The sequence below is a fragment of the Paenibacillus sp. LjRoot56 genome (genome assembly GCF_964253335.1).
Classification (GTDB): domain Bacteria; phylum Bacillota; class Bacilli; order Paenibacillales; family NBRC-103111; genus Paenibacillus_E; species Paenibacillus_E allorhizoplanae.
The window spans coordinates 641,044-654,642 of record NZ_CAXURV020000001.1 but is presented as its reverse complement, the minus strand read 5'-3'; the positions used below and the strand labels follow the sequence as shown (position 1 = coordinate 654,642).

Below are 13,599 nucleotides of genomic sequence, written 5' to 3'. Positions count from 1 at the left end.
AATAGAGATAAGTGAAGAGAAAGGGCGTGCTCTTATGGCAAAACTTGAATCCGCTTCCAATCCAGTGCGTGGACGTAGTGTTTGGGCGTTATTTTTCTCCCTGCCTATTTTCGCATGGGCGATGTACGATTTTGCAAATACCATTTTTTCTTCTAATATCGTAACTGTGTTCTATCCTTTTTACTTAAAAGAAACCTTAGGGAGCAGCGAGGAAATGAACCAGATTGCAAGTACGTTTATCACATACTCCAATGCGTTATCCAGCTTCTTCTTAGTGCTCCTATCTCCCTTATTCGGTGTTTGGATTGATCGTACGGGCAAAAAGAAAGCCTATCTCGTCCCCTTCACACTGGTCGCGATCATCGCAACATTTCTAATGGGGGCATCGGCCGTATGGGATACCAATAAAGAGTGGCTCGGCCTCAATACATCGATTCTCGGTGTTATTTTATTTTTCATGGTCGCCAAATTTTTCTATAACTCCAGCTTAGTGTTCTATGACTCCATGATTTCTGATCTGGGCAATGAACGCGAGATTCCTTTGATCTCCGGATTTGGTGTAGCCGTCGGTTATGTAGGTACGCTCGTGGGACTTGTTGCTTTCTTATTCGTGCATGATAATCACTTCGAAAGTACATTCATCCCAAGTGCGGTCATGTTCCTCATCTTTTCACTGCCGATCATGTTCTTGTATAAAGAGAAGCGGCAAAGGCCAGTGGCTAGCCATAAATCGTTACTTAGCGGCTATCGCGAGATCTGGACGACATTCAAAGATGCTCGGAAGTACCAAGCAGCTTTCACGTTCATGATCGCTTATTTCTTCTTCAACGATGCCATTGCCACAGCGATTGCGGTTATGGCCATATATGCGAATACCGTCATGGGCTTCTCGACGGGGCAATTCATTCTACTTTATCTTGTATCTACGGTGTCTAGCGTGATCGGGTCCTACCTATTCGGTTATGTGACGCGCAGTATTGGACCTAAGAAAGCAGTAACCATTGTCGCTATAATCCTCATTGTGGCCATCTCCCTCGCTTCCTTAGCAACAAGCCAAAGCATCTTTTGGGTAGCAGGCAGCTTGTACGGTGTCTCTATGGGTGCGATGTGGGTGACCTCTCGTACATTGATCGTGCAGTTAACACCGGAAGAAAAACGCGGTCAATTCTTCGGCCTATTCGCCTTCTCTGGGAAGGTCTCTTCCATTGTTGGACCCCTACTTTATGGCTCCATCACATGGGCAATGGCCTCTACTGGCAACTTAGCGAGTCGAGTGGCACTTGGCTCCTTACTGGTCCTAGTCATCATCGGGCTCATCGTCCACATGCGAGTTCCGCAAAAATTGCAAAATCCCGCTTAATTCATGTACAATTACTTCTAACATGAGGGATCAGACACAGCAAACACTAGAGCATTAAAGGCTTTAGTGTTTTTTTGTAAACATCCATTGGTTGCCACACTACACTTCCTAGTCAGACACAATCTATCGTACAGGCATTCTCATCAGAGAGAGGGGATATGGTAATGGCTTTACGGTACAAACGAGTCCTCATTAAACTTAGTGGCGGTGCTGTAGCAGGTGACAGCTCCTTCGGATTTGACCCCACACAGCTAGATCATATCGCCAATGAAATTATGACCGTCGTGAATTTAGGCGTGGAAGTGTGTCTTGTGATTGGTGGAGGTAATATTTTCCGCGGCAATATGGGCGAAAGCTGGGGTATCGAGAAAGCGGAAGCTGATAATATCGGCACACTTGCAACAGTCATCAACAGTTTGATGCTGCGCGGTGTGTTGAAAGCGAAGACGGAGGCCGAGGTACGTGTTATGACGGCCATTCCTATCGCATCTGTGGCGGAGCCCTTCATCCGTTTACGAGCCATTCATCACTTGGAAAAAGGGTACATCGTCATTTTCGCCGGCGGAAATGGGCAGCCTTTCGTTACGACGGATTATCCGTCCGTGCAGCGTGCGATCGAAGTCAATTGCGATGCTATTCTCGTGGCCAAACAAGGCGTGGACGGTGTTTTCGACAAAGACCCGAAGCACCATCAGGAGGCGCTCCAGTACAAATCTCTCCATTACAACGATGTGATTCAGCACAATTTGAAGGTGATGGATCAATCTGCTTTTATTCTAGCGCGGGACTACCATGTACCGATTCATGTGTTCAATTTCGACAAGCCTGGCTCGATGAAGGACATCTGTGCGGGGCTGAATACGGGGACGATTATTAGCGCGTCATCTGAACTCATTTATCATTGATAGATTTAATTCAACTCACACCATGACGCCATAACACCCTCATACCACCTCACTTTCGCGGCTTTAACTGTATAAACTACAGCTAAGTCTGCTACTTTTCTCGCATCGGATAAAACAACTGGATTTCCTCCAGTTAATTTGATCCTTTTCGCTAAAACGGCGGATTCGGGGGATTTTAACTGTACATTTTCCAGCTAATCGTCCAATTCGGGCTAAATCGGCGAAAATAGATGGAGGTTTTCCAGTTATGCTCGGCAGGGCAGAGCGGTGGCGACGAGTGTGAACCTGCAAATAGCAAAAAAGGATAGGCAGCAGAAAGATCGCTGTTCTATCCTTTTGTTTTTAAGCGCGTAGAAGCACGTAATAGTCATTCGCATTTTTCGTTGCGAATCCACAGGATTCATAGAGGCCGAGCGCTTTCTCATTCTCTACCGACACTTCCAGTTTGATATGGTCTGTTTGATCTTTTTCTCTCAATGCTGTAATCGTTTGACTCAAAATCTGACGACCATACCCCTTACCCCTGGTTCCAGGCAACACGCAGAAACCATAAATAAATCCACTAACACCCGGCTCCACCATGGCACCAAGCTTTCCAATCGGCTCTTTGTTCTCACCTAGCTCCGCAATCCACGTCCGTTCCTTGTCACCCGTAATGGTCTGCATAACATACTCACGTGTGTCAGCTTCCGACATGTCGAAGCCTGACATATTCAACTTAACTAACAGCTCCGTATCGGAACTATCTGCTAAGCGAATGCTCAACTCTGTTGGCGTGGAGGCAGGTGGGATAACCTGCTCTTTCAGCTCCATCACATACTCCGAAAATGAATACTCCGCGCCCAGCTTGGTCAGAAAAGCCTTCCCGCTTTCCGAGCCACGCTCATTGATGAAAATAAGCTTAGGAACCTCTCTCTGGCTGCACACTTCCCTAGCCCTTTGAACAAGTTGCCTGAAAATCCCTCGGCGCCGCGCCTCTGGATGCACCATGCCGCTGATTTCCACCTCCGTAGATAAAAAGCTGTAAATAGCTAGGAAACCAACTATCCGGTCATTTTCATAATAAACGAAATCGTTCGTCACGCCAGCAGGGCGGCTGGATAAGGTGCTCCAGTTTAATTTAATGTCAATGCCTTCATGCTTGTTACATATCTCCCATAGCGCTCGAACTTCCTCTAACTCTTCAGGAGATAGTCCTGCTCTTGCATATATGCCTTGTTTCATATGTTGTCCTCCATTAGTCATCTCATTCATATGGACTTACCTGCTGTCATTATACATGTCTGAGCGCTGCCGTGGTAAGCTAATAAATCATTCTACATATTTTTTCGTGCAGCTGTGAACGGTATGCAGTAGCTATTCGTACTATCTATGATATCAGACAGAGAGGGTGTTCAATCACTTGGATGAGAATGAATTCATTCGTCGAGCCATGTTAGGCGACACCTCAGCTCTGTCTCAGCTTCTGCAGAAGCATTATGCATTTGTCTATAAATATTTAGTCAAAATCACGCTGAATCCCTCTCAAGCTGAGGATCTTACGCAAGAAACGATGGTCCGATGTATCGAAAAAATAAAGCTCTACAACGGGACTTCCAAGTTCTCATCCTGGTTAATCACCATCGCCACACGATTGATGATCGATCAGGGCAGACGTCGACTCTGGGAGCGCAAGTGGCAGGAGAAAGAGCAGCAGCAATCCTTACGCCAACTGCAATGGCAGACAGCACATCACACCGATGACGCTTGGCCAGAAGTGTTAGATGCCTTGGCCGACATGCCGCGTGAGAGTCGTATTCCGCTCATTCTCAAGCATTACTACGGATACACCTATGAAGAAATTGGCGGCATGCTCGCCATCGCGGAGGGCACCGTAAAATCTCGGGTGCACCATGCATTAAAACAATTACGGAAGGAGCTGAAGTAGATGGCTGATGAGTTGCACAAGCGGCGACAAGCAGAGATGCTTGGAGGAGAGGCGGCGAAGCAGGACGACGGAGAGCAGACGAGCGAGGAGCTGGCCGATGAAATAACCTCTCGCAAGCTGCGTGAAGGGCTGGATCTGATTGAGGCTGCAGTCCACGTGCCAACGCCGAGCGCCGCATGGTTTGATCAGCAAATTGCCGCCGCGAAGCTCCAACGGAAATCCAAACTGATGCGCGATCTAGTGATCCTATGGATCAGCGCGATGCTTTCGTTTTATGTATTATATCTTACGGTAACAGCTCAGCCGGTTGCCTTCCTCTCCATCCAAGCCGCGGCCATATTGGTTCCGTTAGCTTGGCTAATCCTAAGAAAGCAGGTGGACTCTCATGACACCAACTGAATCTAAATTCGATCAACTGCCCCTTTGGGCATGGATCGGTATTGCATTGATTTTACTCGTACAAAGCACATGGCTGTACATTGACTCCCGCAGGCGTGGCGCTCGCCACCCTTGGTTTTGGGGCATTTGGGGCATTGTTCAAGCCCCGGTTCCCACGATTGTTTATCTGTTCGCGGTGCGTAAGATTCACCGGAAATGAATGACGTACTACCGTTACGGTTGCCTTCCAGGGCAGCCTTTTTTTATTTCCAATTCAAAATCTATATTGACTTCCTTCGGTCCAGTGAGCTATGATTTGGTTGTTATTTTACTAACTTAGTAAATTAGTAATTTAGTAAATATCAATCGAAAGGACTGAAAACATTGTTAACCAATCGTTATGTACGTACCATTCTCCTGTCCCGTGTGCTCCTACAGCTCGGTATTTGGATCCGAAATTTCGCCATCCTCCTCTATATCTCGGATATTACCCATAATAATCCGCAGTATGTATCCTTGATTTCCGTTGTAGAGACAGCGCCTATTTTCATCTTCGCCTTCATTGGCGGTACATTCGCGGATCGTTGGCGCCCGAAGCTAACCATGGTTTGGTGTGATTTCATATCCGCCATTACCGTATTCATCGTGCTGCTTGCCGTACTCTCCGGCTCTTGGTACGCCTTGCTGGTGGGGACGTTTATTTCCGCGAGTTTATCGCAGTTCTCTCAACCGTCTGCCATGAAGCTCTACAAAAAGAATGTACCCGCGGATGGGCTCCAAGGTGTCATGGCCATGTCGCAATCCCTTGTAGCTATTTTCATGGTCTTGGGACCCGCCATCGGTACATTTATCTATCTGAAATATGGCATTGAGGCTTCGCTGATCCTCACGGGTGTGCTGTTCTTAGGCTCATCACTTGTGCTTACTTCCCTCCCTAAAGACGACAGAGAAGAAGTCTCCGCTGGGAGCACTAAGTTCTTAAAAGAGCTAACAGCCGGCCTGCGGTATGTGCAAACCAACCGTGCGCTACGAACGCTGAGCCTCACCTTCGGTGTCACGGGTTTAGCCGCAGGTCTAGTTCAACCACTCGCGATATTCATTGCTATTGAGAAATTAGGATTAAGCAAAGAGTCTCTCCAATGGTTCATGATGGCCAATGGGGCCGCTATGCTCATCGGCGGGATTGTTATTATGGGGATTGCGAAGAAGGTTAAACCGCAGTTTTTGCTTGCCACTGGTTTATTAGTCAGCGCCCTCTGCACGGTTGGCGTCGGATCTTCCACCCTCGTATCCGTGACATTGATCCTACAGATCGTAAGTGGCTTGTTCTATCCTTGTATCCATGTTGGTATTCAAACCCTGATTATGCGGAACACTGAGGGGCCGTTCATGGGGCGAGTTGGCGGAGCGATTACGCCGATTTTTCTGGGAATGATGCTAATAGGCATGGCTTTATCCGGTTATTTGAAGGATTCGACATCGTTGTTTACCGTCTATGCTTTGAGTGGATGTTTACTGTTCGCGGGGGTCGTGCTGCTTGGCCCGCTTCTTAAGAAAAAGCAAGCAAGTTCCAAGCAACAGGCAATGTAGGAAGTGTCGGCGGCATCCGTTTCGCCAGGTGTGACTGTGGTGGGTGCCACTAATGCACAGCAAATGTGGGAGACTGGTTGTATGGGGGAGCTCATTGTTGCTGGATTGCTAGTTGGCGATCGGGTGAGTAAGTGGTTGTTTTAGGTAGAGTAGCTTTGGTGGTGTATTAAATGGGTTGCCGTTACTTTCTACATCTGCGTTAAATCTGCTCCAAAGCGATTAGATGGATTTTCTCCAGCTAAATTCCTCGAAAAGAGCTCATTTCTTAAAATAACTGGATTTTCTCCAGCTAATTCGTCCCGTTCAGGGACTTCATGCGGATAATCGGAAAAATAGATGGAGCTTTTCCAGCTAATCATTGATATTAGTGAAATACTTGAAAAATAACTGGAGGTTTTCCAGCTATTTTTGACGGCGGAGGTGCGGAGTGCCAGAGATGAGGGTTGACGCGCAGCTGCCTAGTATCCAATCCCGCAGTTGCGCAATCGCATAGGCGGTAAAGTGCCTGCGAAGAGTCTGCCCATTCCTTGCACTCGCCCGCCACCACTCCTCCCATCACTTTACCCGCTTCCCTAGCACATACTCCTCCGGAGTTTGCCCTAGGATCGACTTGAAATCCTTAATAAAATGCGACTGATCGTGATAGCCAAGGTCCATCGAAAGCTTAGCCCAGTTGTGCGTGTCGTTTCCATCAGTTGTTTCCGCTGCGTTTTGGATGCGGGCGATCTTGATTACCCACTTCGGGCTGACACCGACATACTGGTCGAAGAGGCGCTGCAGCGTGCGGATATTCATCTGAAAATGTTCGCATATCGCATCAACCTTGGTAATATCGGGTTGCCCGTACACATAATCCACGATTTGGTTAACTAGTAGGACCTGTTCATCCTGCGCTGGAAGCTTAGAACGAATCATGCTTTCAACCAGACGAATGTTCCGCCCATCATCACTATGGCTAAACACCTGAGCTTCCAAAGAACGAGGGTCGGTGTCAAAAACATCCCTAATACTTAACGGATTGTCTAGCATACTAGATACGTTTTCTTTGACAAAAGGGTAGAAACCACCCGGTTTAAATTTCACGCCGAACACACTCCCCTGACCTTCCAGGTGATGTCCGTATTTCTCTTTGCCAGGGCCGTAAATGGCCGTGCGATCTGGTTCCACAACAAGGTTCACGCAAGGATTGGGGATAACATGCTGTGTATAGGGTTCTTTTCCGACTAGGTCCCATCTGACAACCCAGTAATGCCGAACGAAAAAGGCTATATCCTCAGCCGGCGCATACCGACATAGTTGAAATTTGTGCCCACCTTGCTGAAAATTGATGATACCCAGGCTAGGTAACGGGGGGCTTGAAGTTGGAGTCGCTTTCGTCCCTAGACTCGTACTCGGATTTGGATTAGGATTCGGATTCGTAGACATATCGAACACTCCTTGTCGCGTTTTTACAATACATGGGAACAACAGTTGCCGTATGATAGGTAGGATCACAGAAGCGAAGGAGTGCGAGCGGTTATGGAGCTAAAGTATGAATTTTATATTGGTGCAAGTACGAAGCAAGTTTGGGATATTCTCATCACACCAGAGGGTACTCGGCAAATTTTATTTGGCAGCGTGCTGCATTCTACCTTTGAAATTGGCTCGGACTATTCCTATATTGGCCCTGGTCAAGATGGCGATGAGACGGTTCATGTGTATGGCAAAATTTTGGCCTATGAGCCTGAGAAGTTACTTAGCTGTACCGAGCATGCAGGTCCTTCCTATCGGGAGAACCATGCAGAGTTTGAATCACGTATGACAATTACCCTAGACACGGTTGGGAACTGTACGAAATTGACGCTTGTGAACGATCAATGGACACCAGACCACCCGAGCTTTGAGTCTACTAAGGCCAGCTGGTGGATGATTCTCAGCAATATCAAGACGCTAGCCGAGACGGGTAAAACGCTAGATTTCGGTTGGTAGACTTTTAACCTAGAAAGAAATACAGGAGTCCATCTGGACTCCTTTTTGCATAGCTCAACACCTATTACAATGGCATCAGTGCCAGCTTCTCTTTACCTTCCAAACCATCAACCATTGCTTCCCAAGCATGTGGCTTATTCGCAAGCACCGCATAATACCGCCGCAAGAATTTCGCCACCAACGCCGCACTAATCTCCACCTGATCTTCATCCGTTGGCAGGAAACAAAGATCCAGCTCCTCGACAGCTTCCCCATTGTTCTCCCAGGATGGGTGTACGTAGGAGAAATCAATCCGCTTATAGCCAAGATGCGACAACACCTCACGTCGAACGTAAGGATCCATCGGCTTCACGCCGCCAAAAGCATGTCCCTCGATCCGATACGGATCGTAAATCTCGGCAAACATCCCTAGCATTGGCTTACCCGATTCTGCAGCAAGTCGCTCAAGGTCCTGCCAGCGTTTTCTCGCGAGAAACCGACCGATCCCAAGCCCCGCCCCACCAATAATGGTGAAATCCGTCATCGCCACTTGCCAATCCTCGTAATAGCGGTACTCCGTTGTACCGACCACTTTGCCTTCATGCACCGCAACAAAAACGCGAATGCCCGGGTCTTCTAACGGCTCTTTCCACAAGGGATAATCCAGCACTTCCTCCGGCGGAAATACCTCTTTCATTAAATCGTGCATCGATCGGAACAACGGATCCTCAATGCTTGTTATACGTTTGAATTCCATAAGCTCAACTCACTCCTATTTGTAATATGTAAAAGGATTCCGCCACTCCATCAACAGCGCATGATTCAGCGATTCCTCATCTTCCAAATACCCCGCAACCACGCCCACTGGCGTCCGGCCACATCTTAGCAAAAAAGTGATCACCGGGTCCTTCATCGTCCCCGCCATCACGGCTGACACATAGCTATCTGCACTCATCGCTTCCGCAACCTTGTGGTAGCCTGGCATCCGCCCGCCTCCAAGCAACCGTACCAACCCTAACTGAACGACGACTTCATACATGGACTGCATAAGCCACTTGCCTAACCCAAGCTTGCGATACGCTGGCATGATGCAGACATCCACAATGTAGAGTGTGTCCCCGTCTGGACGATGCGTGCGGATGGATCCACTATCCGTTACTGTTGACCAACTATGATCAGCGCTAGCCGCCATATCCTCACTGTCCACACGCAGTCCCGTAATTGAACCTACAACCTGACCCGCGACTTCCACACACAACGCGCCCTCGGGAAACCGAGTCACATGTTCCGTCAGTTGCTCCTTCGTCCACCAAAGCTCAGATGGAAAGGGAGGTGGAAAACTTGCCTGCTGAACAGCAATCAACGCCTCAAAATCTGCCACGTCATAAGTGCGAATGATGGCCTCCACGGGGGTATCACCATCGAAAACATAGAGATGTTTTCTCATACCATCATGACCAATCGGTGTACAAGTCGGTTCGGCGGTCTCGCCAGGTAGTGACGGAGCCCCGCTCCCGAACGACTGCCAACAGCGAGAGGTCAAGATCAGCGGTCACAACCATATCGCCATTAATCTCACCTTCGACGAGAATACCTTTGGGCGGGAACGGCACATCATTGGGCGTAATGACAGCGGCTTGCCCAAAGTTCGCTCTCATGAAATCAACCGTTGGTAAAGCGCCAACAGTCCCCGTCGTTACCACATAGATCTGATTCTCAATCGTCCGGGCATGACACGTATATCGAACCCGATGGAACCCATGTCTATCATCTGTACATGAAGGAGCGAATAGCACATCTGCCCCACGAGCCCTAGCCATCCGCACGATTTCGGGAAACTCCACATCGTAACAGACGAGAATGGCAATTCGCCCTTTGTCCGTATCAAAAACCTGCAGCGAATCCCCAGCGCCCATCCCCCATTCCTTCACTTCCGTTGGGGTAATATGAAGCTTTTTCTGCTCGCCAATACGACCATCTGGATAGAACAGGAACGCTGTGTTGAACAGCTTGTCTCCCTCAGCCGTAATGTGCGTGCCGCCAATCAAATGCATGCCCGTTTGCTGAGCAAGTCCTTGAAATAAGTCGTGATATTTCTCCGTAAAAGAAGGGAGGGCTTCTATCGGCAATGCCTTGCCGTTCTCATCGCCAATGGACATCAGCTGTGTGGTGAACAACTCCGGAAACAGGACGAAATCCGCCTCAAACTCCTGCGCCACCTTCACATAATGCTCCACCTGTGCAGCAAACTCTTCAAAGCTGCTTATCGTATGTAAATGATATTGAACAGCGGATACCCGCATCTTCATGATTCCAACACTCCCCCACCTCATTATTCTAACGATCCCGTTACAACCGAACCAACACCCTGCCTCTGACCTTACCTTCTAACACTAACTGCGCAGCCTCAGCAACCTCATCCAGCCGGGCTTCCTTATACACCGTCTGCTCGAGCAGACGTGGCTTCAGCTCCGTGGCCATCCGCTCCCAGAGCGTCCTCCTCACTGCTGACGGACAATAGACAGAATCAATCCCGAGTACATTCACGCCTCGCAGGATAAAAGGATACACCGTCGCCGTAAAATCCGCGCCGCCCGTCAATCCACTCAGCGCCACGGAGGCGCCGTATTTCATCCGACTGAGTACATGCGCGAGCGCCGAGCCTCCCACAGGATCAACTGCCCCAGCCCAGTACTCCTTGCTGATCGGCTTACTTTCGGTAGGCGAAAGCTCCTCCCGAGATAGCACCCGCGTCGCACCAAGCTCAAGCAAATACGCGTGGTCAGCGGACTTCCCTGTGCTTGCCTCCACTTCATAACCGAGGGCGGCGAGCATCGAGACGCTGCTGCTGCCCACACCACCCGTTGCCCCGCGCACGAGCACGGGTCCCTGCTCCTTGCGCAGCCCATTCTGTTCCATTCGGTGAATGGACAGTGCTGCTGTAAATCCCGCCGTGCCAAGGATCATCGCTTCGCGATGGGTCAGTCCCTGCGGGAGTGGCACGACCCAATCGGCGGGCACTCGCGCATACGCGCTGAATCCGCCGAAATGCCCTGTGCCCAGCTCGTAGCTGGTCACGAGCACTTCATCGCCCTCGCGATAGCGGGGATCTGACGAGGCCACGACCGTACCCGCCAAATCGATGCCAGGTACCATGGGGTACTGGCGCACGACTCGCCCCGATGGGCTGCAAGCCATCGCATCTTTATAATTAATGCCGGAGTAAGCGACGCGGATCGTCACTTCCCCAGCAGGTAAATCCTCCATGCGTAGTTCTTTTATTTTGCAAGAAAACTGATCCTGTATTCGCTCCACGACTATTGCGTTAAAGCTATCCATATTCGCGCCTCCAAGCTATTGCTCATCATTTCAGTTGATTCTAATAGTTTACTAAATTTTGTATCTCCTTTCCATTCTTGAATCCCTATACCTCCAATCACATTTTCCAACCATTCCCTATGACCGCACGTAAGGATGTGATACGATTAAATCGACAAGATAACTTATCATTTTACAAACACTGGAGTGCGACCCATGGATCCTAAACTAACCATGTTCATTTCACTTATCTCGACCTCGGGAGTTTTCACCGTCTTTCTGTGCATGTATGCCTATATCAAACGCAAAGAAATCCCCGGTGCATATACATTCGTCATCTATACGGTTACAGAAGCTATTTACATTTTTGCCCATGCTTTTGAAATGGCCAGCAGTACGTTAGCCGAAGTAAAACGATGGACGATTCTCGAATATATCGGCATCGGGGCGGCGCCTGCCATTGGTCTACTGATTGTCATGCAGTACGTTGGCTTGAACTTGACTCGTAGTAAGATCGCAGCACTCTTCGTCATTCCAGCCATTACCTTCTTTATGGTGAGTACGAATGAATATCATCATTTATTTTATAAAGACATGTATTTTCGCGAAAATGTACCCTTCCCTACTACGGATATCGTCATCGGACAATATTACATCGTTCACGGCGCTTATATATTCGGATGTATGCTGGCAGCGGTCGTCTTGCTTCTACGCAGATGGCGTCAAACCAAAAAAGCCTACCGTTTACAGCTCGTAACCCTAATCATGGGGCAATTCATGCCAATGACCGGCGCATTTGTCTATCTCATGGGCCTAACACCGTATGGCATTGACCCCGTCCCCATGCTTCTTTGTATTACTTCTGCCATGTACATCTGGGCGATTGTATCTACAAGAATGCTGACGGTGATTCCGATAGCGAAGGATCGTATTTTTGAAAGTATGCGTGAAGGTGCTATTGTGCTGGACTTCGCAGACCGACTGGTGGACTTTAACGGTGTGATTAGCTCGATGTTTCCAGGATTAACAACCGATATGCTAGGACTAACGCTCGATGAAGCTTGGATTCGGTTATCGGGTACACCGTTTCCCGTCGTCCGGTCAGAGGACGGTGCACAGGAAGAATTTAGTTGGCATGCCGCCGATGGCAAGGAATTCTATTACCAGATCCGTTCCTCCGTTGTACGAGGACGCAATGGGGAGCCGATGGGGAGTCTACTGATGCTGATCGACGTCACAGAGCAGAAACTGCTTCAAGATCAATTGGAACGGCTAGCCTATTATGATGGTTTGACGAAGCTGCTGAATCGAACGGAGTTTCTGCGTCGGGGCAAGATGATTCTGGAAGAAGATCTGATTGGCGAGAAATCGACGTGCATCCTGCTCTTCGATATTGATCATTTCAAGAGTATCAATGATACCTACGGTCACGATGTTGGCGATCTCGCTATTCAGCATGTAGTGAGAGTGGCGAGGCAAATTGAGGTAGATGTACCTAGTGTACTGATTGCCAGGTATGGGGGCGAGGAGTTTGTCATCGCATTGCCTGCCTGCTCGCTGGATGAGGCGGCCTTGCTCGCCGAAAAGATTCGTGCACGGCTCGCAGCTGAGCCGATGAGAGGCAGCTATGGAACAATTGCCATAACTGCAAGCTTCGGATTAACGCAGGCAAACCATCGTGGGGAGTCTTTGGAGATGCTTTTGAAGCATGCTGATATGGCCTTGTATCAGGCCAAACGGGCAGGACGGAATCAGATCCAAGTCTATGACGGACCTGTGGAAGTAACGTTCGGCACCTCGCGGTGAGCATTAACTGTAGAAACTACAGCTAAAATTAGCTTAACTCGGCGATTCCTGAGTTTAGATGGAAAAACTACAGCTAATTCTGTCATATGCGAGCATTTCGGCGAAAATGGCCTGAATTAGCTGGAGGAAATCCAGTTATTCAGCGCGCGCGGGGAAAAAGCACCCAAATAGATGGAGGAAATCCAGTTAATTGGCTGGTCGCGGGGTTGGGGGAGCACTGGTGGCTGGTGGCGGTGGGGAATGGCGGAGCACTGGTGGCTGGTGACAGATGTGACGAAGTTGGCGACGGACGGATACGTACTGTACCAAATAGCAAAAGGGAGTTCCCCTCTACGGGAACTCCCTTTTTATTTGTAGCCGGACCTACA

General features: G+C 49.0%; 17 protein-coding genes. 10 read left to right on the top strand and 7 right to left on the bottom strand.

The genetic code is table 11. From position 1 onward, the window contains the following. Positions 1-34 precede the first annotated feature (34 nt). Both ACSQ8O_RS02890 and pyrH read left to right on the top strand, forming a co-directional pair. The gene (locus ACSQ8O_RS02890; RefSeq protein ID WP_436240402.1) at positions 35-1,360 is read left to right on the top strand and encodes an MFS transporter; all 1,326 of its coding nucleotides are present in this window, start codon (positions 35-37) and stop codon (positions 1,358-1,360) included. Positions 1,361-1,524: 164 nt separating this feature from the next. Then, the gene (gene pyrH, locus ACSQ8O_RS02885; protein WP_436240401.1) at positions 1,525-2,265 is read left to right on the top strand and encodes a UMP kinase; all 741 of its coding nucleotides are present in this window, start codon (positions 1,525-1,527) and stop codon (positions 2,263-2,265) included. A gap of 342 nt (positions 2,266-2,607) precedes the next feature. On the opposite strand, the gene ACSQ8O_RS02880 is transcribed toward pyrH, so the two are convergent. Then, entirely contained in the window at positions 2,608-3,489 is an 882-nt protein-coding gene (locus ACSQ8O_RS02880; RefSeq protein WP_436240400.1) for a GNAT family N-acetyltransferase, read from the bottom strand. A gap of 178 nt (positions 3,490-3,667) precedes the next feature. On the opposite strand from ACSQ8O_RS02880, the gene sigY reads away from it, so the two are divergent. From sigY to ACSQ8O_RS02855, 5 genes are all read left to right on the top strand, one after another. Further along, on the top strand, positions 3,668-4,192 hold the full coding sequence (sigY, locus tag ACSQ8O_RS02875) for an RNA polymerase sigma factor SigY (RefSeq protein WP_436240399.1): 525 nt from the start codon (positions 3,668-3,670) through the stop codon (positions 4,190-4,192). Positions 4,193-4,204: 12 nt separating this feature from the next. After that, the gene (locus ACSQ8O_RS02870) at positions 4,205-4,591 is read left to right on the top strand and encodes a YxlC family protein (protein WP_236290928.1); all 387 of its coding nucleotides are present in this window, start codon (positions 4,205-4,207) and stop codon (positions 4,589-4,591) included. After that, positions 4,578-4,790, top strand: coding sequence for a sigmaY antisigma factor component (locus ACSQ8O_RS02865; protein ID WP_236290929.1), 213 nt, complete (start codon positions 4,578-4,580; stop codon positions 4,788-4,790). The genes ACSQ8O_RS02870 and ACSQ8O_RS02865 overlap by 14 nt, the downstream gene beginning before the upstream one ends. A 164-nt stretch (positions 4,791-4,954) precedes the next feature. Then, positions 4,955-6,160: an MFS transporter gene (locus ACSQ8O_RS02860; protein WP_436240398.1), complete on the top strand. Its 1,206-nt coding sequence runs from the start codon at positions 4,955-4,957 to the stop codon at positions 6,158-6,160. Positions 6,161-6,163: 3 nt separating this feature from the next. Continuing rightward, complete coding sequence (locus tag ACSQ8O_RS02855) at positions 6,164-6,304, top strand: hypothetical protein (protein ID WP_436240397.1); 141 nt, start codon at positions 6,164-6,166, stop codon at positions 6,302-6,304. 44 nt (positions 6,305-6,348) lie between these two features. On the opposite strand, the gene ACSQ8O_RS02850 is transcribed toward ACSQ8O_RS02855, so the two are convergent. Together ACSQ8O_RS02850 and ACSQ8O_RS02845 are read right to left on the bottom strand one after the other, a co-directional pair. Next, a complete protein-coding gene (locus ACSQ8O_RS02850; protein ID WP_436240396.1) occupies positions 6,349-6,519 on the bottom strand; it encodes a hypothetical protein in 171 nt (56 codons plus the stop codon). Positions 6,520-6,715: 196 nt separating this feature from the next. Continuing rightward, a complete protein-coding gene (locus tag ACSQ8O_RS02845) occupies positions 6,716-7,585 on the bottom strand; it encodes an AraC family transcriptional regulator (protein WP_436240395.1) in 870 nt (289 codons plus the stop codon). 93 nt (positions 7,586-7,678) lie between these two features. Here ACSQ8O_RS02845 and ACSQ8O_RS02840 point away from each other — a divergent pair, with 93 nt between their 5' ends. Beyond that, positions 7,679-8,128 carry an SRPBCC domain-containing protein gene (locus tag ACSQ8O_RS02840; RefSeq protein WP_236290933.1) on the top strand — a complete coding sequence of 150 codons (450 nt, stop codon included), beginning with the start codon at positions 7,679-7,681 and terminating at the stop codon, positions 8,126-8,128. Positions 8,129-8,192: 64 nt separating this feature from the next. Here ACSQ8O_RS02840 and ACSQ8O_RS02835 read toward each other — a convergent pair whose 3' ends face one another. Genes ACSQ8O_RS02835 through ACSQ8O_RS02820 form a run of 4 tightly spaced genes read right to left on the bottom strand, consistent with a single transcriptional unit; the run spans position 8,193 to position 11,446 of the window. Next, a complete protein-coding gene (locus ACSQ8O_RS02835; RefSeq protein ID WP_436240394.1) occupies positions 8,193-8,864 on the bottom strand; it encodes a GNAT family N-acetyltransferase in 672 nt (223 codons plus the stop codon). A 15-nt stretch (positions 8,865-8,879) separates the two neighbouring features. Next, entirely contained in the window at positions 8,880-9,554 is a 675-nt protein-coding gene (locus tag ACSQ8O_RS02830; protein ID WP_436240393.1) for a GNAT family N-acetyltransferase, read from the bottom strand. 4 nt (positions 9,555-9,558) lie between these two features. Then, a complete protein-coding gene (locus tag ACSQ8O_RS02825) occupies positions 9,559-10,416 on the bottom strand; it encodes a carbon-nitrogen hydrolase family protein (RefSeq protein ID WP_436240392.1) in 858 nt (285 codons plus the stop codon). A 40-nt stretch (positions 10,417-10,456) separates the two neighbouring features. Next, positions 10,457-11,446 carry an acrylyl-CoA reductase family protein gene (locus ACSQ8O_RS02820; RefSeq protein ID WP_436240391.1) on the bottom strand — a complete coding sequence of 330 codons (990 nt, stop codon included), beginning with the start codon at positions 11,444-11,446 and terminating at the stop codon, positions 10,457-10,459. A 195-nt stretch (positions 11,447-11,641) separates the two neighbouring features. Between ACSQ8O_RS02820 and ACSQ8O_RS02815 the strand changes: the two genes are divergently transcribed. Further along, on the top strand, positions 11,642-13,231 hold the full coding sequence (locus ACSQ8O_RS02815; protein ID WP_436240390.1) for a histidine kinase N-terminal 7TM domain-containing diguanylate cyclase: 1,590 nt from the start codon (positions 11,642-11,644) through the stop codon (positions 13,229-13,231). Between the two features lie 171 nt (positions 13,232-13,402). Continuing rightward, positions 13,403-13,588: a hypothetical protein gene (locus tag ACSQ8O_RS02810; RefSeq protein ID WP_436240389.1), complete on the top strand. Its 186-nt coding sequence runs from the start codon at positions 13,403-13,405 to the stop codon at positions 13,586-13,588. Positions 13,589-13,599: the final 11 nt, after the last annotated feature.